The following is a 22,557-nucleotide window of genomic DNA, read 5'->3' as shown; positions in this document are numbered from 1 at the left end:
GCGGTCCGTCTCACCTCTCGGTGAGGCGGACCGTCAGCGTTTGACCACTACGTTCCACGACGGTCCGCACGCCCGGGTCCCCGCCGATCGCCACCTGCGCGCCCCCGTTCTCACCGACGAGCCGATCGACCGCGGCGATCACGCGATGCGTCGGCTCGGTGGCCCCGACGTCGAGCAGCCAGCGACGGATCACCCTGGTCCGCACCGCCCTCGGCACGTCCCGCAGCGGTTCGATCTCCAGTCCGTCGACAGTGTGGGCGCTCCCCCACACCGCCCCCGCCCAGGCGTCGAGGGCGTCGTTGTCGTCCTGGAGCGCCTCTGCGGTCCGGCCCAACGCGTCCACGACGCCGCCGCGGACCACATCGTCGAGCAACGGCAACACCTCCGCACGCAACCGCACCCGGGTGAACCGGGGATCGCGATTGTGCGGGTCGTGGTGCACGGCGAGCCCGAGTTCGGTGCACACGGCCAGCGTCTGCATCCGCCGTACACGCAGCAACGGCCGGCCCCACGGTGCCTTCCATGCGCGCATACCCGCGATGGATCGTGCCCCCGAGCCGCGTGCGAGTCCGAGAAGCACCGTCTCGGCCTGATCGTCGGCGGTGTGCGCGAGCAGCACGGGTCGGCCGCCCCGGGCGGCGTCGAGCGCGGCGTACCGCGCCTCGCGGGCCGCTGCTTCGAGACCGCCGCGAGTCCCGACCCTCACCTCGAGCACCCGGGCTTCGGCACCGAGTTCTCGTGCCGTGTCGGCGGCCCGCGCCGCGACCCCTGCGGAACCCTCCTGGAGACCGTGGTCGACGACCAGTGCGGTGACATCGAGTCCCGCGCGAACAGCCGTCGCCGTCAGTGCGAGCGAGTCCGCCCCGCCGGAGAGCCCGACGCAGACGGAGGCATGCGGGTCGTCGAGAACGGTGGTCGCGAAATCCGCGACCACCCGCGTCACAGCACGCGTCGAATCCATGCCTGCGGCGTGTCGATCTCGTCCGGAAGCGGCATCGTCTCGGGCGAGGTCCACACCGTGTTGAACCGCTCCATCCCGACGGTCTCGACCACCTCGTCGACGAAGGCCTTCCCGCGGACGTACTGCGCGATCTTGGCGTCCATGCCGATGAGCGCGCGGATGATGCGCTGCACCGGGTTCTGCGGTGCCTTGCGGCGCTTGTCGAAAGCGGTTCGGATACGGGCGACGGACGGGACGTGCGCCGGGCCGACGGCGTCCATCACGTGGTCGGCGTGACCCTCTAGCAGCGTGCCGAGGACCATCATCCGCTGGAAGGCGTCGAACTGCTCGGGGCTCTGCAACAGCTGCATCGCGCCGATGATGCCCTTCTCGCGGGGTTCGGAGCTCTTCAGCGCCTTGGTCATCCGCGTGACGATCTCGGTGGTCGACTCGCCGGTCTCGGAGGTGAGCACGGCGACGTTGTCCTGCATGTAGTCGCGCAGCCACGGGTTGGCCGAGAACTGCACGCGGTGCGTGACCTCGTGCAGGCACACCCACAGACGGAAGTCCGACGGCACGACCTTGAGCTGGCGTTCGACGTTGATGATGTTGGGTGTCACGACCATCAGCACGCCGGGTTCACCGGTTTCCGGGTCGGGCGTGAACGGATCGTACTGGCCGAGGATGGCCGTGGAGAGGAAGGCGAGCAGACCGCCGGCCTGCACCCCGCCGAACTTGGCGGCGAGGCCGGACGAGGCCATCTCGAGACCGGCCTCTGATCCCAGCATCGATCGCATCGAGACGGAGGCCGCGTCGATCCACCCCGACCGGTCGAGGATTCGGGTCGTCGGGATGCGGAGTCCGTCGGCGAGACCGGTGACCTCGCGGACCGGTGCCTCCGCACGCGTCGCCGCGTCGGCGAGCTCGGCCTGCGCGGCCTCATAGGTGTACGCCGTGGTCTTGGGACCGGGTCGGACGAGCCGTTTGGCGGTCGACGCGGCGAGCGGCCAGTCGATCTGCGACCCGATGCTCAGGCGGGTGTCATCTCCCGCCGGTTCGACCGCGGCCTTGCTGTCGGTTCCTGACATGCTCATCGGCACCCGCACTCTCTGAGTTGACCCACCACGGCGTCCAGGGCGGGTCTCGCGTCCGCCGGCGAGGTGCCGCCGGACATGAGGGCGAACGACAGCACGCGGCCATCGATCGTTTGGACTATGCCCGTCAACGAACTGACGCCGGTGAGTGTTCCGGTCTTCGCGCGCACCCATCCGGCACCGGGTGTGGTGGCGACCGGGAATCGGTCGGCGAGGGTGCCCGTACCGGCGGCGATCGGCAGCCCGTCGAGCATCGGTCGCAGCTTGGGATTCGAGGGTCCGCTGGCGGCGGTCATCACCGCGTCGAGCAGCGCAGGCGTCGTGCGATTGGCGTAGGAGATGCCCGAGGCGTCGGCCAGCGTGGTGCCCTTCCACTGGTCGGGGAAGGTGGTCGACAGGACCTGCTCGATCGCGTCGACGCCGGCGGCGAGGGTCGCGGGGCCGCCGCGATGCATCGACAGTTCGACCGACAGCGTCTCGGCGAGCACGTTGTCGCTGTAGCGGAGCATGTCGTTGACCCGGGTCACCAGCGGCGCGGACTCGACCTTCGCCACGACGCGGTCGCCGGCGGGTGCGGACGCCTCGGTCACCGGCGCGTCGACGCCGAGCGCTGCGGCCAGTGCCTCACCGGCCATGATCCCGGGCGTCGCGGACCGCGGTGAGTACTCGTCGAGCGGTTCGAGGCGGGCGCCGTCGACCATCAGCGACTCGATCGGCGCGATGTCACCGCCCTGGATGTCCCGGCGGTCCCAGGTTCGGTCCATTGTCGGGCCGGAGAAGGCACTAAGGTCCACCGCCACCGAGGTGACCGGGATGCCGGCCTGTTTGATCTGCTCGGCGAGGTCGGCGATGCGGGCGGGTTCGCTGTAGAAGGTGTCGGCATCGGCGGGCTGCGCCGTCAGGGTCGGATCGCCGGCGCCCTTGAGGATCACCTGTCCGTTCGACCCGGCGACGACCGTCGTCGTCAGGCGCGCGTCGTGCGGCATGGCCTCGAGGAAGGCCGCGGCCGAGAGCACCTTGTCGTTCGACGCCGGGATGCGCGGACGGGCGGGGTTGCGCGACCACAGGACCTCGCCGGTCAGCGAGTCCGAGATCATGCCGCTCAGGACGCCGAGCGCCGGATTCCGCAGTGCGGGACCGATCGCCCGGGACACCCCGGCGGGGGTCGGGGCCGGAGCGGTTGCGGCGACCGGGTCGATCTGTGGGTCGAGGGAGATCGCGGCGGGCTGTGGCGGGATACCCGGCGGCAGCTCGGCGTCCTTGTCCAGGCGGAGCGCCACGACCACGGCTGCGGTCGACACCAGCGCGAGGACCACGACGGCGGCGATCGTCCACCAGAGGAGTCTGCGACTACGGGGTCTGCCATCACGACCTGCGGGTCTGGTGGTTGCGCCCACGAAGCCTCCGGATCTCTCGCACTGCCCTTACCGATTCTGCACGGACCGACCGATACGCCACTGACCGAAATGTCGGATATGCACGACCCGGGGTCCGAAACACCCGCGAACTGCGGGGGTACGAAGTCCGAGGTCGTCGAACTAACAGTATCGTTGTTGCGACGCGCGGCCATCTGGGCCGTCCGGCGATCACACCCCCGATCCGCAACTGCCAGGAGGAACAGTGGAATTCGATGTGACCATCGAGATCCCCAAAGGTGGCCGAAACAAGTACGAGGTCGACCACGAGACGGGAAAGGTCTACCTCGACCGCTACCTGTACACCTCGATGGGCTACCCGGCCGACTACGGCTACATCGACGGCACACTCGGTGAGGACGGCGACCCGCTCGACGCGATGGTCCTGCTGCCCGAGTCGGTCTTCCCCGGCATCATCGTGCGCGCCCGCATCGTCGGCATGTACACCATGACCGATGAGGCCGGCGGCGACGACAAGCTGCTGTGCGTGCCCGCCGGTGACGTGCGTTGGGACCACATCAAGGACATCTCCGACGTGTCGGAGTACGAGCTGGGCCCGATCTCGCACTTCTTCGAGCACTACAAGGATCTCGAGCCCGGCAAGGAGGTCCAGCCCGGCGGTTGGGTCGGCCGCGAAGCTGCCGAGAAGGTCGCCCAGGAGGCCATCGACCGCCTCGCCGCTCACCCGCACGACGCCAACGAGCCCTCGCGCGGCTGACGCCACCCGAGCAGTCATTCACGACCGCCGACGACACACGCTGTCGTCGGCGGTTCGTGTTTTCCCGGGTGGAAAGCGGAATCGCCACCTCCGGCCACGATCGCCGGGTCCAGATGGCGATCGTGAGCCGGAAGCGGCGATCGTGCGTTCGGTCTGACCTGAACCGCTAGGCGACCCGGTGCCGCACGTCGGTGAAGACCGGGAGCACTTGCTCGCGGATCCGACTGTCGGTCGCCGAACCGTCGACCGGGACCAGGATCACCGCGTCGGCGACCTCGGCGGCGTAGATGTCGCGGAGCAGCGTGATCAGGCCGTGGGTCGTGCCGACGTAGCGGATGGTCTCCGCGTTGTCGGCGGCGCCTCCGGCCTGTGCGACGGCGGCGCGTGCGGACGCCGCGTGCGGCGCGATGGCCACCTCGACCTCGAGGGCGACGACGAAGTTCGCCTGGTCGTGGGTGCCGGCCCGCAGCAGCGAGCGCGCCCGCTGGGCGTCGCGCAGGGTCTCGCGGCGCACGACGATCGGGAAGGTCTGGGCGACCGCATCTCCCGCGATGGCGACCCGGAAGCCGGGGCGGCCGATGGTGGCGGCGTTGCGCGGAGTGTCGAGTTGGACGGTCATGCGGGGTACCCCTCGTCGAGTTCTGGTCGGGTGGTGGTCGTGGTGGCGCCGAGCGCGCCGAGTGCGTCGAGCAGGCGGTCGATGTCGTCGGAGGTGGTGCCCGCACCGAAGCTCGCGCGGACGGCACCTTCGGGATGACCGAGTCGCTTGAGCAGCGGGTGGGCGCAGAACTTGCCGTCCCGCACACCGATTCCGTGCTCGCTGCTCAGGTATTCGGCCACAGCCCGCGGCGCGAGGCCGTCGACGGTGAAGCCGGCGATGCCGACGCGGTCGGTCGAGTCGGAGAAGATCTGCAGCGGACGCACGCCGTCGATGCGGGCGAGACCGGCGTCGAGCCGTTCACAGAGCCGGAGTTCGTGGAGGCCGATGGCCTCGGGGCCCAGCTCGGCCAGTGCGGTGCACGCCTCGGCGATCGACACGGCGCCGAGCACGTTCGGCGAGCCGGCCTCGTGGCGGGCAGCGCCGGTGTGCCAGGTGGTCCCGGCCGAGCTCTCCTCACCGTCCAGCTCGACGTCGGCGGTCGCTCCCCCGCCGGCGAGGTACGGGTCGGCGGCGTCGAACCAGTCGGACCGTCCGATCAGGACGCCGGCACCGAACGGCGCGTACGCCTTGTGACCGGAGAAGGCCAGATAGTCGATGCCGTGGCTGACGATCGAGATGGGGCGGTGCGCGACGAGCTGCGCCGCGTCGACCAGGATGCGAGCCCCGTGACGGTGGGCGATCGAGGCCAGCCTGCCGATCGGGAGGACCTCGCCGGTGACGTTCGACGCGGCGGTCACCGCGAGCAGCGACGCCGGCTTCGAGGCGAGTTCGGCCTCGATCGCGACGAGGGTGTCCTCGATCGTGTCGCAGGCGGTCACCACGCGAGCCCGGTTCCGGCCGTCCTTGGGTGCGCACCACGGCAGCAGGTTGGCGTGGTGCTCGATGTCGAGGACCACGACGTCGCCGGGCGTGATGTGGGCGGCGAGGTTGATCGCGTCGGTGGTGTTGCGGGTGAAGACGACGGTGTCGTCGACGCGGCCGCGGACGAACTCGCGCACGGTCTCGCGGGCGGCCTCGTAGCGACGGGTGGTGACCTGCGAGAGGTGACCTGCACCGCGGTGCACGCTCGCATACTCGCCGAGGGCACCGGCGACCTGTGCGGCAACCGACGCCAGCGCCGGGGCGCTCGCCGCGTAGTCGAGATTGGCGTAGCCGACGCTGTGTCCGGCGGCGACGGGAACCTGGGCATCCGCACCGACGACCGGTGCGAGCGCGGGGATGAAGGGCGCCCGGTCCGGGGTCGCGGAAACTGCGACACGGGTCGGGCGAACGGTGGTGACGGGTGCCGAGAGCACAGCAGTCATGACAAGAACTCCTCGAGAATCCACACTTGCCGCATTCGGGTTCGAGCGCAGCCAGGTCGTCACCCGGAGCACCCCACCGTGGAGGAGGGTTGCCGACCAGCGAGCCGGGGCTTGTCACTGGCACTCATGACCTGCGACAAGACTCGCGGATCCCGGAGAAGGGTGTCAATTTAGATTCACCGTGATTCATAGTTAGGACAGGCTTACCTGTACCCTGGCTGTCGTGTCATCGAGTGAGGTCTTCGTGTTGTCGCGTCCGCACGGCACCGTGCGCGGCGAAGGGGTGGTCCGGTCGTTCACCGACGTCGACGAGGCGTCCGCAGCGCTGCGTGCGGGCGAGGTCGCGTCGCTGACCGGCGCGATCCCCTTCGATGTGCGCGACCCGGCGGCCCTGGTCGCCCCCGCACGACTCCGGACCGGCGAAGCACCGCTGCCCGGGACCGGCCCGCTGTCACGACGCGCGATCTCGACCGTGCTCCACCCCGACGCCGACGAGCACCGCGAACGCGTCGCGCACGCGGTCAAGCGCATCGTCGCGGGTGACGTCGGAAAGGTGGTGCTCGCGCGTAGCATCGACCTCGTGCTCGACGAGCAGGTCCGGCCGGACGAGTTCATCGACGCCCTGGCCGGCGGCAACGCCGGCCACAACGCCTTCGGTGTGGACGTCGGCGCCGCAACGGGTTCGGGAACGTGGTTGGTCGGCGCGAGTCCCGAGGTTCTGCTCCGCAAGTCGGGTTCGACGGTGACCTGTCACCCGTACGCGGGTTCGGCCGCGCGGTCCGCCGACCCTGCCGTCGACCGTGCCACCGCCGACGAATTGCTCGCTTCGGCAAAGGATCTCGCGGAGCACGCCTTCGTCGTCGACCACCTGCGTGAACGCCTGGGACTTCTCTGCGATGACATCGACGCACCCTCGACGCCGAAGCTCGAGTCGACCGGCGAGGTCTGGCATCTGGCCACCCCGATCCGCGCGACGCTCCGCGACCCGGCGACCACCGCCCTCGACCTCGCGCTACTCCTCGGCCCCACCCCCGCGGTGTGCGGAACCCCGAGCGACGTTGCCGCACAGATCATCCGCGATGTCGAGGGCGACCGCGGTTTCTACGCCGGCGCGGTCGGCTGGTGCGATGCCGCCGGCGACGGCGAATGGATGGTGACCATCCGCTGCGCCGAACTCGCCGCCGATGGTCGGAGCCTGCGCACCTGGGCGGGCGGCGGCATCGTCGAACACTCCGATCCTCAGGCAGAACTGGACGAGACCGCGTTCAAACTACGGACCGTGCTGAACGCACTGGGGATCGCGGAGCTGCCGTAGCGCTGCGCAAACCCACCACTTTTCGGCAAACCCAGCACCCCGAGGGGTGGTGATTCTGCCGAAAAGTGGTGGGTTTACGCGTCAGCCGAGCGCCTGATCCAGATCCGCGAGCAGGTCGTCGATGCCCTCGAGACCAACCGAGAGGCGGACGACCGAGTCGCTGAGGCCGATCGCGGCGCGACCCTCGGGCCCCATCGCGCGGTGCGTGGTGGTGGCCGGGTGGGTGATCAGCGACTTGGAGTCGCCGAGGTTGTTGGAGATGTCGATGACCTTCAGCGCGTTGAGGACCTCGAAGGCGCGCTTCTTGCCGTCGATGCCGTCGTGGTCGTTGAGCTCGAAGGTCACCACGGTGCCGCCACCGGACATCTGGCTCTTGGCCAATTCGAACTGCGGATGCGACTGCAGGAACGGGTATTTCACCCAGCGGACGCGGGGGTCGGCTTCCAGGAACTCCGCGATGCGCAGGGCCGAGGACACCGAGGCGTCGACGCGCAGGCGCAGCGTCTCGAGGCCCTTGACCAGCGTCCAGGCGTTGAACGGGCTCAACGCCGGACCGGTGTGGCGCATCAGCTGCTGCACCGGGCCGTCGATGTACTCCTTGGTGCCGAGGACGGCACCGCCCATGACGCGACCCTGGCCGTCGATGTGCTTGGTGCCGGAGTAGACGATGACGTCGGCGCCGAGATCCAGGCCGCGCTGCAGCAGCGGGGTGGCGAAGACGTTGTCCAGCACCACCTTCGCGCCCGCGGCGTGCGCCAGCTCGGACACCTTGACGACGTCGACGAGGGTCTGCATCGGGTTGGACGGGGTCTCGAAGAAGACCGCCGTGGTGGGCTTGGACAGCGCCCGCTCCCACTGTTCGAGGTCTTCGCCGTCGACGAACTCGGTCTCGACGCCCCAGCGCGGCAGGATCTCGTTGCAGACCACGAAGCACGAGCCGAACAGGCTGCGGGCGGCGACGAGCCGGTCGCCGGCCTTGAGCAGCGCACCGAGCGCCACGAACACCGCGGCCATACCGCTGGCGGTTGCGAAGCAGGCCTCGGCACCTTCGAGCTGCCGCAGTCGCTCCTGGAACATGTGGACCGTCGGGTTGCCGTAGCGGGAGTAGACGAATCGCTGGTCCTCGCCGGTGAAGGCACGCTCGGCGGCCTCGGCGGAGTCGTAGACGTATCCGCTGGTCAGGTACAGCGCCTCGGCGGTCTCGTAGAAGCCGGAGCGGGCGAGGCCACCGCGCACCGCGATGGTGTCGGGCGAAAGACCTTCCGGCAGTTCATAACCCACGGACAGCTCAGGACTCACGATTGCCTCCACGGCAGGTTTTCGGCGCGCCATCCCGACGCACCTCGATGATCGTTCTCGTCGAGGGCACCCTCGAACCCGTCGACCACGTTGTAGGCCTTGCCGATCCCGTCGGCGGTCGCCGCCTCGGCCGCACCGATCGATCGGTGCCCGGAGCGGCAGAGGAAGATGACCTCGTGGTCATCGGTGACCCCGGCGCTGCGCAGCTGCTCGACGAACTGCTCGTTTCGACGGCCCTCGGGGAACGTCGTCCACTCGGCGAAGATCGTGCGCTTGCCCAGTATCTCGAGGTCGGGGACGCCGACGAAGGACCATTCGGCCTGCGTCCGACAGTCGACGAGGACCGCGTCGGGGTTGTTCTCGAGCTTCTCCCACGCTTCCCGCGGGGTCAGGTCGCCGGCATAGGTCATCAGGAGCACACCTTCCATTCGCCGTTCTCGCGCACCACGGTCGTATCCACGACCTTCTTGTCATCGGGAGTGTTCTTATAGTGCCAATGGACCTTCGCGGTCGCCCGGCCACCGTCGACCACCAGGTCGGTGATCTCGGGGATCTCGATGGGGCCGTTCGCGTCCAGAGACGCCTGGTTCTCGGCGAGGAACCGGGCCTCGGAGACGAACTCGACCTTGTTCAGGTCCGCATCGCAGGTGTTCGCGCGGTACTCGGCGTAGTTCGGGCCGTTGCGGGCCGTGTACTGGTCGTTGATCGCGTACTGGACCAGCGCGTCGTCGCTGACGCGGTCCTCGGGCGGACGCGAGATGTTCGAGAGGACGATGCCCAGCACGAAGAGCGCGACCACACCGGCCGCGACGAAGAACGGCCACGCGTTCTTCCAGTTCGGCGGAGACTCTTCGACGAGGGCGGCGTCCACGTCGTCGTCCGATCCGGCCTTGCCGAGGGCAGGCTTCTTCAGGGACGCGGCACCCCGCGGGATGTTCCGGGGTGCGGCGCCCTTACCGGAGGGCTTGTCGGGGCCCCCGCCTGCAGCTTTGGCCATGGCGCGAAGTGTAACGACAGTCCTGGTGTGACCTCCGTCCGGCTTCTCCGGCCTCCCGTACCGAAAAGCCGGGGCAGGGTTTTGGTGATCCGTAAGTAAGGTGGACCTCACTACTTCCGTCGACCGGCGAGGACCCTTATGCGTCTGCACACCCATCGACTGTCCGGACTCCTGCTCGCGCTGGTCGCGGCGGCTCTGGTGGCGACCTCCTGTTCGGCCCCGGACGAGGGTGTCGCCGATGATTCGGCACGGGTCCCCGCCCCGGAGGCCGGCGCGATCCCGGTGACACTGCAGCAGGTCTATGCACCGGCGGTCGTGGAGAAAGCCCCCCAACGGATCGCCGCGCTGGGGGTCGGCGACGCCGACACGCTGCTGGCCCTCGGCGTCATGCCGACGACGAGCGCCCCGTTCGCCGATCCCGACCAGGCGAAGGCGCCGTGGAACGCCGAGCTGATCGGCGACTCGCAACCGGTGGTTCTCTCCAACACCTCCGCGGCCCTCGGGAACGAGATCCCCAAGGCGCTCGCCACGAGCCCCGATCTGATCACCGCCGTCGGCGCCGACCCCACCCGCGACCAGTTCGACCTGCTCAGCAAGACCGCACCCACCATCCTCCGGCCCGCCCAGTACAAGCCCTGGCAGGTGCCGTGGACTGCGCAGACCATCCAGATCGGCACCGCGATCGGGCAACCCGACCTCGCCCGGCGCAAGATCGGCGAGACCGAGTCCTTCCTCGCGGGCATCCGGGCGAAGAACCCGCAGTTCGCCGGCAAGACCGCCGTCGTGGTGACCGCGAGCCCGACCGGCGGGGTCTCGGTGTACGGACCCGAAGACGGCCGCGCGCAGACCGTCGCCGGCTACGGTCTCACCTTCCCGACCGCCCTGCGCGATGCGATCACCAGCGGCTTCTACGGCGAACTGCCTGCCGAGAGCCTCGACCGGCTCGATGCGGCCGACGTCGTCGTGGCCGTCGACTGGGAGGGCTCGAACGACAAGCTGCGGTCCAATCCGGCGTTCACCCGACTCGAGGTGGCGCGGTCCGGACGTGTCGCCTACTTGTCCCAGCAGGTCGGCAGCGCGATGTCGGTGCCGACCCTGCTGACGATCCCGTGGGTGGCCGGTGAAGCCGTCGGCCCCCTCGCCGAAGCGGCCGGCTCACGCTGACGCGCGTGGCACGCCGTCATCACGGTGACGTCGAGAAGTGAGGACTACCTCACAGCCGGTTTTGGTCGTAGACACCGAGCGCCTACCGTAGAAGGGATAGGCCATACCCAAGCGTGTCGACACCAGAACCAAGGGTTTTCGGATCCGGTTCCTGCGTCGGGGCGCGCCGAGCAACGGAAGACACCTACTCCATGAGCGACAACAGCCGCCCGCTTCGGGTTGCGATCGTCGGTGCCGGTCCCGCCGGGATCTACGCCGCCGACGCGTTGATGAAGTCCGACACCGCGAAGGATCGCGGCGTCAGCATCGACCTCTACGAGCGTATGCCGGCTCCGTTCGGACTGATCCGTTACGGCGTCGCACCTGATCACCCGCGCATCAAGGGCATCATCACCGCCCTGCACAAGGTCCTCGACAAGCCGCAGGTCCGCCTGCTCGGCAACGTCGACTACGGCACCGACATCACCCTCGACGAGCTCAAGTCGCACTACGACGCGATCATCTTCTCCACCGGCGCCACCGACGACCGCGCCCTCGACATCCCCGGCATCGACCTCGAGGGCAGCTACGGCGCCGCACAGTTCGTCGCCTGGTACGACGGCCACCCCGACTTCCCGCGCACCTGGCCGCTCGAGCAGGAGAAGGTCGCCGTCATCGGCGTCGGCAACGTCGCCCTCGACGTCGCCCGCATTCTCGCCAAGACCGGCGACGAACTGCTGCCCACCGAGATCCCGGCCAACGTCTACGAAGGACTCAAGGCCAACAAGGCCGTCGAGGTCCACGTCTTCGGCCGCCGCGGCCCCGCCCAGGCCAAGTTCACCCCGCTCGAGCTCAAGGAGCTCGACCACTCGCCCAACATCGAGGTCATCGTCAACCCCGAGGACATCGACTACGACGAGGGTTCCACCGTCGCCCGCCGCGGCTCGAAGATCACCGACCAGGTCGCCACGATCATCGAGAACTACGCGATCCGCGAGCCCAAGCAGGGGGCGATCCACAAGCTGTTCCTGCACTTCTTCGAAAGCCCCGTCGAGATCCTCGGCGAGGACGGCAAGGTCGTGGGCCTGCGCACCGAACGCACCCAGCTCGACGGCACCGGCAACGTCAAGCCCACCGGCAAGATCACCGACTGGGAGGTCGGCGCGGTCTACCGTGCGGTCGGCTACCTGTCGGACAACCTGCCCGACATCCCCTTCGACTCCCAGGCCGGGGTCATCCCCAACGAGGCCGGACGCGTGTTCGACGAGGGTGACCAGCTCACCGGCGTCTACACCACCGGCTGGGTCAAGCGCGGCCCGGTCGGTCTCATCGGCCACACCAAGGGCGACGCCAACGAGACCGTCGACTGCATCCTCAAGGACATGGAAGCCGACAAGCTCCTCGCACCGGCCACCCCCGGCGAGGACGCCATCGTCGAGCTGCTCGAGTCCAAGAACATTCCGTTCACCACCTGGGACGGCTGGTACCGCCTCGACGAGCACGAGCGGGCACTCGGAGCCGCCGAGGGCCGCGAGCGCGTGAAGGTCGTCGAGCGTGAGGACATGCTCGCCGCATCCGAGCCCCACAAGGTGGCGCGCCCGTCCGCCTGAGACACCTCGGCAGAGTTCGACGACGAGGGGCGACCGGTTCTCACCGGTCGCCCCTCGTCTTTGTTCGTTCCGAACTCAGTGTCCGGGGATGGTGGGCACTCCCTTGACCGTGTTGCCACCGCCGGTCACCTGTGCGGCCGACGCGGACGAGCCCGTACCGAACCGGTCGAACGGGTTGTCGATACGACGAACGTTCCACCAGAAGCCGACGTTGTCGGTCAGGTTCTCGGCGTAGTCGGAGATCGCGTACCCGGAGATCGACGACGGGAAGCAGCCGAACCAGGTGGTCTTGATCAGCAGGGATTCGTTCTTCTTCAACTTCGAGGCGAACTTGGTCGCGCCGCCGGTCTCCTGCAGGGTGACGTTGCGGAATTCGCCGTCACGCGCGGTGACGCGCATGAACCGGGTCATGCTCCACGCCTGGTTCCACGGGGTACCCGGGGCACCGAACTGGCAGTAGACCCCACCCGTCATCTGCAGGTTGGGGACGGCGGCCTGTGCAGGCGCGGCACCCACGAGCGTTCCTGCCGCGATGCTTCCCGCAGCCAGAACCCCGACAACGGCCCGTTTGAGTGACTTCATCGATCCTCCTGTTTTCACAACCCTGGAAACACTGGGCATATCGATCCGAGCTCACCGCAGTGTTACCGAAGACACAACCTCCACTCACTCCGGAGCGGTCTTTCGTTACCCGAACGACATGAACGATGCCGTGCCACGAGGGCCGCCGAATAGCGTTGGTAAGGTAACCCTTTGTGCGCCGCCCCCTCCGTGTTCTCGGCATCCCCGTGCTGGTCGCGGTTCTGGTGGGGCTGGTCGTCGCCTCCGTACTCTTCGGCACCCGCCCCGTCCCACTCGACGAGGTGTGGACGAGTTTCGCCGCCGGGATCTCCGAGATCTGGGCCGCCCTCCTCGACCTCCGGATGCCGGCGATCAGCAAGGACACCGACGTCGACGGCATCGTCTGGGACCTCCGCGTCCCCCGGACCCTCCTCGGTCTGTTCGCCGGTCTGGCCGTCGGCGCCGCCGGTGCCCTCACCCAGGGACACACGCGTAACCCCATCGCCGATCCCGGCATCCTCGGCGTGAACGCCGGAGCCGCATGCGCCGTGGTGGCCGGTATCTACCTGGTCGGGATCACCAGCCCTGTCGCGTTCATGTTCTTCGGTCTGCTCGGCGCGATCATCGCCGCGACCGTCGTCTTCGGGCTGTCGGCACTGAGCGGCTCGAGTCCGCTCACCCTGGTCCTGGCCGGCACCGGCCTGACGGCGATGCTCACCGCGATCACCTCCTCGATCGTGCTCGTGGACACCAACTCGCTCGACCAGTGGCGGTTCTGGAGCGTCGGTTCGACCGCAGGCCGTGGCATCGACGTGTTCTGGGCGAGCCTGCCGTTCATCGGAGTCGGACTGGTGTTCGCGCTGGCGAGCGGCTTCTTCCTGAACGTCCTCAGCCTCGGCGACGACATGACCAAGGCGCTGGGCTCGCGGGTGGTCCTGATCCGCGCGCTCGGCATCCTGACGATCACCCTGCTGATCGGCGCCGCCACCGCGGCCTGCGGGCCCATCGTGTTCCTCGGACTCGTCGTGCCGCACATCGCCCGAGCGTTCGTCGGCGCCGATTACCGCTGGATCATCCCGTATTCGGCGCTGCTCGGCGGGATACTCCTCGTCGGTTGCGACATCCTCGGCCGCGTCGTCGCGCGCCCGGGTGAGGTCCAGGTGGGCGTCATGCTGGCCCTGGTCGGCGCTCCGTTCCTGATCTTCATGGTCCGTCGGCAGAAGTTGGCAACCGTATGAACTCCTCCGACGTGACGACGCCCGAGCCCGCTGCCGGTGGGACCGGATCTCGTGCGCGCAGCATCGCCCCGCATCCCGGTGGCTACCGCATCGCGATCGAACCGGTGTCGTTCGTCGTGCGCACACGCATGCTCGTCGTCGCGTTCGTCTCCGCGGTACTCGCCGTGGTGCTGTTCCTGACCAGTGTCGGCGTCAGCGACTTCCCCCTCACCCCGATCGACGTCGCGCGAATCCTGTTGGGCGGTGGCACCCGCATCGAGAACGTCGTCGTCTTCGACGTCGCGCTCCCCCGGGCCCTCGTCGGACTGCTGGTGGGCATCGGGCTCGGGTGCTCCGGCTCTCTCACCCAACTGATCTCACAGAATCCCCTCGCCACCCCCGACATCCTCGGCATCACCGCCGGAGCGAGCGCGGCGGCGGTCGCGGCCATCGCCTTCTCGAACACGAGTTGGGGCAGGTGGTTCGGCGACCTCGGTGTCCCGGCGTCGGCGATGATCGGCGCGCTGCTGACCGCAGCGCTCATGTACGTGCTCGCATGGCCCGGCCGCAAGGCCAACAGCGGCATCAACCCGTTCCGCCTCGTGCTGATCGGCGTCGGCATGACCTGGATGCTGCAGGCGCTGACCAACTTCCTGTTGACGCGCGCCGACATCCGCGATGTGGGACGCGCCCAGGTATGGCTGGTCGGCTCGGTCGCCAACGTGGGCTGGTCCAATGTCTGGCCGGTGGTCGGCGGCGTCGTCTTCGGGATCGCCGTGATCGTCGTGCTCTCGCGGCAGATCGGCATGCTGAGCCTCGGGCCGGATCTCGCACGCGGACTCGGCGTCCGCACCGGCGCGGTGTCCACGACACTGCTGCTGACCGCGGTCCTGGTCAGTGCGCTGTGCGTGTCCGCCGCCGGACCGATCGCGTTCGTCGCCCTGCTCGCCCCGCAGATCGCACTGCGCCTGGCCCGGACCGCGGTGCCGACCCCGCTCCTATCCGGCCTGGTCGGTGCATCCCTGGTGCTCGGCGGAGATCTGTTGTGCCGCACGGTGCTGCCCGGCGGCCTACCTGTCGGCATCGTCACCGCCGCGATCGGCGGACCGTTCCTCATCTACCTGATGATCGCGATGTCCCGGAAGGCGACCGTATGACCATCTCCCCCACCGAGAACGCCCCGCAGGCGACGCCCCGGCTCCGCGGCAGCGGACTCACCGTCGGCTATGACCAGCGGGTGGTCATCGACGGCCTGGACATCGACATCCCCGACGGCCAGGTCACGACCATCATCGGCTCCAACGGGTGCGGTAAGTCGACGTTGCTCCGATGCCTCGCCCGACTGCTGCCGCCCAAGGCCGGCACGGTCTACCTCGACGGCGACGACATCGCGCACGTGCGGCCCAAGCAGATCGCCCGGACCCTGGCGATCCTGCCCCAGAACCCGGTCGCCCCTGAGGGGTTGACCGTCGCCGACCTCGTCGGCCGGGGCCGGCACCCGCACCAGCGGTGGTACCAGCAGGCGACCGCGGCCGACGAAGCCGCCGTCGCCGAGGCGATGGAGATGACCGACACCCTCGAACTCGCCGACCGAACGCTCGACGCCCTCTCCGGCGGTCAGCGCCAGCGGGTCTGGATCGCGCTCACGCTCGCGCAGGGCACCGACCTCATCCTGCTCGACGAGCCGACCACCTACCTCGACCTCGCCCACTCGATCGACGTCCTCGACCTCGTCCGCCGCCTCCGCGACGACCACGGCAAGACCGTGGTGATGGTCCTGCACGACCTCAATCTCGCGGCACGCTACAGCGATTCGCTGGTGGTCATGAAGAACGGCGCCATCGTCACCACCGGCACCCCGGCCGAGGTCATCGACGCCGACATGCTCGACGAGGCCTTCGGCCTGCGGGCACATGTGATGACGGACCCGATCTCGGGCGGACCGCTGATCGTGCCGCTCGGCGCGCACACTCGCGCCTTCTAGGCGCCTGGATCCCGTTCGCGGCCGGCGTTGTTGGCGAGCATCTGCTCCCGCAGCGAGTCGTAGACGGGTGGGGTCCCGGAGAGATGCGCGACGAGTACGGCGGCCGCGGTCGCGGCGAGCATGGGGACCGCCACGGTCGTCGTCGCGCTCATCTCCATCACCACGACCATGCCGGTGAGCGGCGCCCGCACCACCGCGCCGAACAGCGCGGCCATGCCCGCGAGCACCAGGGCATCGCGCAGCGTCGAATCCGATTGCGGGATCACGGACTCGAGGCCCGCGGCGAACAGCACACCCCACAGCGCACCGAGTGCGAGCATCGGCGCGAACAGACCACCGGGTGTGCCCGCGGCGTAGGACAGCGGCCCGGCGACGAACCGGACGATGAACAGTGCGGCGACCACCGGCAGGACCACCGAGCCGTCGAAGATCTGTTGCGCCAGGTTGTCTCCGCCGCCGGCGGCGTCGGTGTCGACCGCCATCAGGCCGCCGACGATCGCGCCGATGATCGCGGCCTTCGCGATCTGCGGGACGCGAGTGATCCCCCGAACCGCGGTGATCGCCCCGAGAACCGCACGGCCATAGGCGATCCCGATGAGCCCGCTGAGGAGACCGAAGACCACGAACACCGGCAGCAGGGTGATCGAGGGCGGCGCCACCGCACCGACGAGGAAGTCGGGCCGGTCGCCGAGGATCACGTGGCCGCAGGCCACCGCCGCGGCCACGGCGAGGATCGTCGGTACCACCACCCGGAGCCGGAAGGAGTGGGTCACCTCCTCGAGCGCGAACAACGCGCCACCCACCGGCGCGGTGAAGGCGACGGCGAGACCGGCCCCGCTGAGCGAGGTCTGCATGACGCGGACGTCGTATTCGTCGAGCCCGGCGCGGCGTCCGGTCTCGGAACCGACAGCGGCACCCATGTGCACGGTCGGCCCCTCCCGGCCGAGGATCAGACCCGAACCGATCGCGGCCAGCCCACCGACGAAGCGGGCGGGGATCACGCGCAGCGGCGCCGGCTCCGCCTCACCGCGTTCGACGGCCTCCACATGCTGGATGCCGCTACCCGCCGCGGTCGGCACCAGGTGCGAGATGAGCGCACCGAAAGCCGCGCCCGCGGCCGTCAGCGCCACCGGGATGAACCACCCCGGGGCGCCGAGCCCGTCGACCCAGTCGAGCATCTCGAACCGCCACCGGTTGAGATGGTCGAGGCACCACCGGAAAGCCCCGCCGAGGACACCGGTCACGCAACCGGCGAGAACGGCGAGCACGCACAACCTCACCAGGCCCTGGTTGTCGGTCGTCGGCGAGGTCACAGAAGGAAGTTACCGCGCACGACGCCCCCATCCGGTACTTCCGAACAGCAGGTTCGTGTCATCGAGGGATCAATCGGGGTCACACGGGCTGGATCAGACGCCCCTGCACCACCAGTGACGCGTTCTGCTTCAGCCGCCGGACACGGATGCTGACCGAGTAGCCGAGAATCCCTTCCATCGCACCGATTCTGGTGCGCAGATACCGGTAGAAGTCCTCGGCGTCGCGGCAGATCACCGAGACCATGAGGTTGTGTTCGCCGCTGATCGCGGCCGCGAACGCCACCTCGTCGTGCGCGGCGACCGCCTCGCCCACCGCATCGACGGCGCCCGGCGAAACCTTGATCCACAGGGTGGCACTCAACCCGAAACCGAGCCGCTCGGGCAGGATCTCGACGTCGTACTGCAGCGCACCGCTCTGTTCCAGGGTCCGCAGGCGCCGACGCACCCGTCCCACCGTCCACCCGCAGACACGTGCCAGCTCCCGATGCGGCAACCGGCCGTCCTGCGTCAGCGCATCGATGAGCGGCGCGTCGTCGGCGGTGAGGCGCGCGTTCTCGACCAGCCCGCCGTCGTCGGGATCCTCGTCGACGCCGGCGGTACCGGACGCCGCCGCGGCCACCAGCGCGCGGGACTCCGCAGACAGCGACCCGCCGAAGCCGGTCCACTTCGACGCCGAACCCGGGTTGAAGGCGTGCAACAGGAGATCGACGCGAAGGTCGAGGACCGCTGCACGCGACGGCAGCGCCGCGAGCAGCGCATCGTCGCCGACGTCCCCGATCGGCGCCCGGACGATGCAGATGATCTCGGACCCGCCGGACACGACGTAGGCGAAGACCACGTCACGGCGCCGAGCGAGGGACGCGGCCAGCGGCTCCAACCGGTCGGGACGGCATCGCACGCGTGCCACCCACTCCGCATCACCACGCACCGCCGGGCGGACGACTCCGACGACTCTCGTCACCCCGGCCCGGCGCAGGGCCTGGTACCGCCTCGCCGCGGTCTGCTCCGAGATCCCGGCGACCTCCCCGAGCAGGCGGAACGATGCGCGCGGATACACCTGGAGTGCGCGGAGGATTGTTCCGTCGGTGTCATCCATTGTGGAGGGATACTACCGACCAGCACCGCTTCAGCCGACAAATGTGCCGCGCAGGACGTTCTGGTTGCAGGTTTCGTACTCCCACCCCGGACAATTGGGTCCTGCGCTTCGCGCGGCAACCATCGCCGAGTCCCATCCGGGACGACGACCCGTGGTCGCGTCCGGTCGGCCGTGCCACCCCCGACATCGAAAGCGAGTGTGCGTGACCACCACGTCCACCACCCTTCCAGCTCCCCCCGAGCGCCGGACGGCCACCATCGTGATGGCCTGCCTCGGCGTCTTCGTGGCCTACCTGCCGATCACCAGCGTCGCGGTGAGCCTGCCGGCGATCGGCAACGCCCTCGGCGCGTCGACGGCGCAGCTGTCCTGGGTGCAGGACGCCTTTGTGCTGCCGATGGCGGCGTTCATCCTGACCGCTGGTGTCTTCGGCGATGTCCACGGTCGACGCAAGGTCTATCTGACCGGCCTCGCGCTGTCCGCGCTGGGCGCCGTTGTCGCACTGTCGGCGCAGTCCATCGCGTTCGTATGGGTCGGCCAGGCCCTGGCCGGTACCGGCGCCGCCGCACTGCTGCCGACGACCCTCGCGCTCATCAGCCACGCGGTCCCCGACTTCCGGGAACGCGGAAAGTTCATCGGCATCTGGGCGTCGTCGCTGATGCTGGCGCTGACGGTGGGGCCGATGATCGCCGGACCGGTGGCCGAGAACCTCGGCTGGCGATTCATCTACGTGCTGCCCGTCCCGTTCGCGGTCGCCGCCTTCGCGATCGCCCTGGCCGCGCTCCCGGAATCGCGTGCGCCGCACAACCGGCGGCTCGACTGGCCCGGTCAGGTGACCGCTGCCGTCGCGGTCACCGCATTGGTCTTCGGCGTGATCGAGGCCGGCGTCAACGGACTGGGCGATGCCCGCGTGATCGTCGCCCTGATCATCGCGGTGCTCTCGGGCGCGGCCTTCGTGGCCGTCGAACGTCGTTCCGACAGCCCGATGCTCGACCTCGCGCTGTTCCGCAGTCGCGCCTTCACCGTCACCACGCTGATCGCGATGATCAGCTTCTTGTCGCTGATCGGTTTCATCTTCGTGCTGAGCATGTACTTCGGCCTGGTGCAGCAGCTCGGCACGATCGAGGCCGGCTGGCGCCTCGCGCTGATGAACGGCGCTTCGATGGTCGTGGGTGCGCTTGCCGGCAAGCTGATGCACCGGGTCCAGGCGCGTTTCCTGATCGGCGGCGGCCTGGCTGCGGTGGCCGCGGCACAGTTCGCGCTGCTCACCATCGACGCCGACACCTCGTTCGCCGCGATCGGGTGGCGCCTGGTCGTCCTCGGTCTCGGCATGGGTTTCGTGATGGCGCCGATGACCGCGACCGCGGTCGCCGCGGTGCCCTACCGACTGGCGGGCATGGCGGCGGCGGGCAACAACGCCTTCCGTCAGGTCGGCGGCGCGCTCGGCCCGGCCGTCCTCGGCGCCCTGCTCACCGCGGGCGCGGTGAGCTCGCTGCCCCGACAGCTCGCCGATGCCGGGATCGACGGCGAGCTGCGCGAGCGCGTCGTCGACGCGGTGGACGGTGAGGGTCTCGGTGCCGTGGCAGGTCTCGATCTCGGTGCGGACACCCCGACGGTCATGAACGCCGTCGGCGACGCCTTTCTCGACGGCATGCAGCTGTGCCTGATCTTCTCGGGTGTCCTCACCGCCGCAGCCGCCGTGCTGTGCCTGGTGATGCTGAAGCCCGGGACGGACGCCGCCCACTAGTCACCGACGCATTGCGGCAGTTGGTCCCGGATTCCGGAACCGACTGCCGCACCTTCGTTCTCCGGACCCGTCAGGTGAACGCGGCGGCGACGTTCGCCGCGCGTCGGAGCTGGTCGGGGTCCGAACTCGTCGGGATGAGCTGCACCTCGTCGGTGCCGATGTCGGCGAAGCGGCGCAGCACCTCGGTGAGCTCGGCCTCGGTACCCGACCACCCCGTCGTGGGCGCGATGGCGTCGACGAACTCCGACGGAATCCAGTTCATGTAGTGGTGGAGATGCCGGGTCACCTGTGCCCGCGGCGCGTCACCTTCACCGATGGCGAACCAGAACGACGTGGCGAGATGCGGTGTGGGACGCCCGGCCTCGGCCCATGCCGACCGTGCGACGTCGAACAGTTCGTTCTGCTTCGATGCATCGAGGTCGAGCGTGACGCCGGCGATGCCGTCGGCCCAGTCGACGGCGCTGCGGATGGTCTTGGGCCCGGTGGTGCCGACGTGCAGCGACGGACCGCCCTTGCGATAGGGCGGCGGCCCCACCGGGAGCACCGACTCGGTCAGCTTCTCGCCGGCCCAGACCTGCTTCATCGTCGCCGCCCGGTCGGCGAGCTGCCTCATGGTCTGGGTGGACGGGTCCGCGCCGACGGCTCGATAGTCCTCGTGCCGACCGCCGACCCCGAGCGCCACCGTGAGCCTGCCCTCCGACAACATGTCACCGGTCGCCAGTGCTTTCGCGAGCATGACCGGGTCGTGCAGCTGTGGCACCACGACCGTCATCACCAGGGGTACGCGTCGGGTCCATGCGGCTGCTGCGCCGAGGAATGTCAGGCACTCGGGGTTGTCGAACGCTATCCGCTCACCCCAGCACAAGGAGCTGAAGGGGCCGTCGTCAATGGTGGTGGCCCATGAGTGGAGGGTCTCTGCGTCGAGGTCCGGCTCCATCACGGGCATCGTCATCCCGATGCGCACAGGCGCCATTCTGGCACGCGGAGGTCAGCCGTATCCCGTTCTCGGAGAACGAGCCTCACCAGACGAAGGCGCCGCCCGTCCAGATGCCGGTGGCGACGAGCGCGAAGAGCAGTTCGATGCCGATCGTCTTGGCCGCGGCCTTGAGTGCGGCCACCGCACCGCGCCACGCCAACTCCAGGCTCTGGGTCCGCACGAGTTCGGCGGCCACCGCACCCACGACGAAACCCAGGAGCAGACCGATCACGGGCACGACGAAGAAACCGACGATCCCGACGATTCCACCCACCACGACGGTTCGGTTGGGAATTCCGTCCGTGCGCAACGACTTTCCCGCGACGAGGTACTTGATGACCTCGCCGACCACGAGCACGAGGAGGGCTGCGGCGAACACCGACCAGGCCCATCCGCCCACGACGATCGCCCAGACGAGCAGCGCGCAGGCGATCAGCAGAGTTCCCGGCAGAATCGGGACGACGATCCCGACCAGGCCGACGAAGATGACGGCCGCGACCAGCAACTCACCCCAGAGCGGCACCTGTTCGACGCCTGGTCACTCGCCGGCGACGGGCGACCCGGAGGCCGGCTCGTCGGCGGTATCACCGGTCTTCACCAGCGACGTCATGACCGGGGACTGCCCCGGGGCCGCCGACCGGGGAGGACCTGCGGGACGGGGCGCCCCGGGAGGTGCCATCGGCCGCTGACCTCCGGGACCGCCGGTGGGTCGGGGTGCGGGGCGCGGACCGGGAGGCGGTACCGGCCGACCGGGCGGCGGGACGGGACGACCGGGCGGCGGACCGGCAGGCCCGGGCGGGGGTCCGGCGACCCCTGGCGGAGGACCGACGGGTCCGGGCGGCGGGCCGGCGTGTCCGGATTGGGGGCCGGGACGGCGCGGCGGTGCGGGCGGAGCCGGCGGCGGCAGGACCGTCGCCTTGCGGACAGCGGGACGGCCCGGCACGGGCGTGACGAGAGAAGCCGCACGCACGGCGCGCTCGCGAGCGGCGGGGACGTCGTCGGCGGTCGCGGTGACCACCCCCATGCGCCGGCGATGAAAGCTCTCGGGCTTGCCGAACAGACGGATGTCGGTCTCGGGCACCGCGAGTGCCGCGGCGACGTTCTCGAATCCGATGGCGGGCTGGTCGAGCTGCCCGTAGATCACCGCCGACGCGCCGGGCGACGCCMGSG

At 69.4% G+C, this 22,557-nt stretch carries 21 protein-coding genes, 1 pseudogene and 1 riboswitch; of the genes and pseudogenes, 8 read left to right on the top strand and 14 right to left on the bottom strand.

Translation table 11 applies throughout. From position 1 onward, the window contains the following. Positions 1–10: 10 nt before the first annotated feature. From tilS to dacB, 3 genes are read right to left on the bottom strand one after another with little or no spacing between them, the layout of a single operon-like run. A complete protein-coding gene (gene tilS, locus LQD00_RS02450; RefSeq protein WP_232715519.1) occupies positions 11–961 on the bottom strand; it encodes a tRNA lysidine(34) synthetase TilS in 951 nt (316 codons plus the stop codon). Continuing rightward, on the bottom strand, positions 940–2,034 hold the full coding sequence (locus LQD00_RS02445; RefSeq protein ID WP_232715518.1) for a zinc-dependent metalloprotease: 1,095 nt from the start codon (positions 2,032–2,034) through the stop codon (positions 940–942). Before LQD00_RS02445 ends, tilS begins: the two co-directional genes overlap by 22 nt. Further along, complete coding sequence (gene dacB / locus LQD00_RS02440; protein ID WP_232715533.1) at positions 2,031–3,350, bottom strand: D-alanyl-D-alanine carboxypeptidase/D-alanyl-D-alanine endopeptidase; 1,320 nt, start codon at positions 3,348–3,350, stop codon at positions 2,031–2,033. Before dacB ends, LQD00_RS02445 begins: the two co-directional genes overlap by 4 nt. Before the next feature lie 304 nt (positions 3,351–3,654). Between dacB and LQD00_RS02435 the strand changes: the two genes are divergently transcribed. Then, positions 3,655–4,167, top strand: a complete 513-nt coding sequence (locus LQD00_RS02435) for an inorganic diphosphatase (RefSeq protein ID WP_006867978.1) — start codon at positions 3,655–3,657, stop codon at positions 4,165–4,167. Positions 4,168–4,333: 166 nt separating this feature from the next. Here LQD00_RS02435 and LQD00_RS02430 read toward each other — a convergent pair whose 3' ends face one another. Both LQD00_RS02430 and LQD00_RS02425 read right to left on the bottom strand, forming a co-directional pair. Next, positions 4,334–4,786, bottom strand: a complete 453-nt coding sequence (locus LQD00_RS02430; RefSeq protein ID WP_232715517.1) for a hypothetical protein — start codon at positions 4,784–4,786, stop codon at positions 4,334–4,336. Further along, positions 4,783–6,132 carry an aminotransferase class V-fold PLP-dependent enzyme gene (locus LQD00_RS02425; RefSeq protein WP_232715516.1) on the bottom strand — a complete coding sequence of 450 codons (1,350 nt, stop codon included), beginning with the start codon at positions 6,130–6,132 and terminating at the stop codon, positions 4,783–4,785. The genes LQD00_RS02430 and LQD00_RS02425 overlap by 4 nt, the downstream gene beginning before the upstream one ends. Before the next feature lie 17 nt (positions 6,133–6,149). Next, positions 6,150–6,264, bottom strand: a riboswitch (SAM riboswitch). Positions 6,265–6,376: 112 nt separating this feature from the next. Here LQD00_RS02425 and LQD00_RS02420 point away from each other — a divergent pair. Continuing rightward, positions 6,377–7,447: an isochorismate synthase gene (locus LQD00_RS02420; RefSeq protein ID WP_232715532.1), complete on the top strand. Its 1,071-nt coding sequence runs from the start codon at positions 6,377–6,379 to the stop codon at positions 7,445–7,447. A gap of 81 nt (positions 7,448–7,528) precedes the next feature. Here the strand turns inward: LQD00_RS02420 and LQD00_RS02415 are convergent, their stop codons facing one another. Genes LQD00_RS02415 through LQD00_RS02405 form a run of 3 tightly spaced genes read right to left on the bottom strand, consistent with a single transcriptional unit; the run spans position 7,529 to position 9,743 of the window. Then, positions 7,529–8,779, bottom strand: coding sequence for an O-succinylhomoserine sulfhydrylase (locus LQD00_RS02415; RefSeq protein ID WP_269784556.1), 1,251 nt, complete (start codon positions 8,777–8,779; stop codon positions 7,529–7,531). Then, positions 8,743–9,156: a rhodanese-like domain-containing protein gene (locus LQD00_RS02410; RefSeq protein WP_006867973.1), complete on the bottom strand. Its 414-nt coding sequence runs from the start codon at positions 9,154–9,156 to the stop codon at positions 8,743–8,745. Before LQD00_RS02410 ends, LQD00_RS02415 begins: the two co-directional genes overlap by 37 nt. Next, entirely contained in the window at positions 9,156–9,743 is a 588-nt protein-coding gene (locus tag LQD00_RS02405) for an Rv0361 family membrane protein (protein ID WP_232715514.1), read from the bottom strand. The genes LQD00_RS02410 and LQD00_RS02405 overlap by 1 nt, the downstream gene beginning before the upstream one ends. 138 nt (positions 9,744–9,881) lie before the next feature. Between LQD00_RS02405 and LQD00_RS02400 the strand changes: the two genes are divergently transcribed. Both LQD00_RS02400 and LQD00_RS02395 read left to right on the top strand, forming a co-directional pair. Next, positions 9,882–10,907: an ABC transporter substrate-binding protein gene (locus LQD00_RS02400; RefSeq protein WP_232715513.1), complete on the top strand. Its 1,026-nt coding sequence runs from the start codon at positions 9,882–9,884 to the stop codon at positions 10,905–10,907. Positions 10,908–11,098: 191 nt separating this feature from the next. Then, positions 11,099–12,496, top strand: coding sequence for an FAD-dependent oxidoreductase (locus tag LQD00_RS02395; protein WP_232715512.1), 1,398 nt, complete (start codon positions 11,099–11,101; stop codon positions 12,494–12,496). Between the two features lie 75 nt (positions 12,497–12,571). Here LQD00_RS02395 and LQD00_RS02390 read toward each other — a convergent pair whose 3' ends face one another. After that, a complete protein-coding gene (locus LQD00_RS02390) occupies positions 12,572–13,078 on the bottom strand; it encodes a hypothetical protein (protein WP_232715511.1) in 507 nt (168 codons plus the stop codon). 173 nt (positions 13,079–13,251) lie between these two features. On the opposite strand from LQD00_RS02390, the gene LQD00_RS02385 reads away from it, so the two are divergent. The 3 genes from LQD00_RS02385 to LQD00_RS02375 are packed head-to-tail and all read left to right on the top strand — an operon-like array spanning position 13,252 to position 16,258. After that, positions 13,252–14,295 (top strand): FecCD family ABC transporter permease, encoded by a 1,044-nt coding sequence (locus LQD00_RS02385; protein ID WP_232715510.1) that lies wholly within the window; start codon positions 13,252–13,254, stop codon positions 14,293–14,295. Further along, a complete protein-coding gene (locus tag LQD00_RS02380) occupies positions 14,292–15,431 on the top strand; it encodes a FecCD family ABC transporter permease (protein WP_232715509.1) in 1,140 nt (379 codons plus the stop codon). Before LQD00_RS02385 ends, LQD00_RS02380 begins: the two co-directional genes overlap by 4 nt. Continuing rightward, on the top strand, positions 15,428–16,258 hold the full coding sequence (locus LQD00_RS02375; protein WP_232715508.1) for an ABC transporter ATP-binding protein: 831 nt from the start codon (positions 15,428–15,430) through the stop codon (positions 16,256–16,258). Before LQD00_RS02380 ends, LQD00_RS02375 begins: the two co-directional genes overlap by 4 nt. On the opposite strand, the gene LQD00_RS02370 is transcribed toward LQD00_RS02375, so the two are convergent. Next, positions 16,255–17,571 carry a ClC family H(+)/Cl(-) exchange transporter gene (locus LQD00_RS02370; RefSeq protein ID WP_232715507.1) on the bottom strand — a complete coding sequence of 439 codons (1,317 nt, stop codon included), beginning with the start codon at positions 17,569–17,571 and terminating at the stop codon, positions 16,255–16,257. The two genes, LQD00_RS02375 and LQD00_RS02370, sit on opposite strands and share 4 nt — an antisense overlap. Before the next feature lie 79 nt (positions 17,572–17,650). After that, positions 17,651–18,667 (bottom strand): Lrp/AsnC family transcriptional regulator, encoded by a 1,017-nt coding sequence (locus LQD00_RS02365; protein ID WP_232715506.1) that lies wholly within the window; start codon positions 18,665–18,667, stop codon positions 17,651–17,653. 202 nt (positions 18,668–18,869) lie between these two features. On the opposite strand from LQD00_RS02365, the gene LQD00_RS02360 reads away from it, so the two are divergent. Next, positions 18,870–20,411, top strand: a complete 1,542-nt coding sequence (locus LQD00_RS02360) for an MFS transporter (RefSeq protein ID WP_232715505.1) — start codon at positions 18,870–18,872, stop codon at positions 20,409–20,411. A gap of 70 nt (positions 20,412–20,481) precedes the next feature. On the opposite strand, the gene LQD00_RS02355 is transcribed toward LQD00_RS02360, so the two are convergent. The 3 genes and pseudogenes from LQD00_RS02355 to LQD00_RS02345 form a co-directional block, all read right to left on the bottom strand. Beyond that, complete coding sequence (locus tag LQD00_RS02355) at positions 20,482–21,384, bottom strand: LLM class flavin-dependent oxidoreductase (RefSeq protein WP_232715504.1); 903 nt, start codon at positions 21,382–21,384, stop codon at positions 20,482–20,484. 46 nt (positions 21,385–21,430) lie between these two features. Continuing rightward, on the bottom strand, positions 21,431–21,910 hold the full coding sequence (locus tag LQD00_RS02350) for a DUF456 domain-containing protein (RefSeq protein ID WP_232715503.1): 480 nt from the start codon (positions 21,908–21,910) through the stop codon (positions 21,431–21,433). A gap of 15 nt (positions 21,911–21,925) precedes the next feature. Continuing rightward, positions 21,926–22,557: pseudogene (locus LQD00_RS02345) on the bottom strand (formate-dependent phosphoribosylglycinamide formyltransferase); the annotation flags it as partial.

Source organism: Gordonia metallireducens, from assembly GCF_021245825.1.
GTDB lineage: Bacteria > Actinomycetota > Actinomycetes > Mycobacteriales > Mycobacteriaceae > Gordonia > Gordonia namibiensis.
The sequence above is the reverse complement of the archived record's forward strand: the minus strand, read 5'-3'. Positions and strand labels throughout refer to the sequence as shown.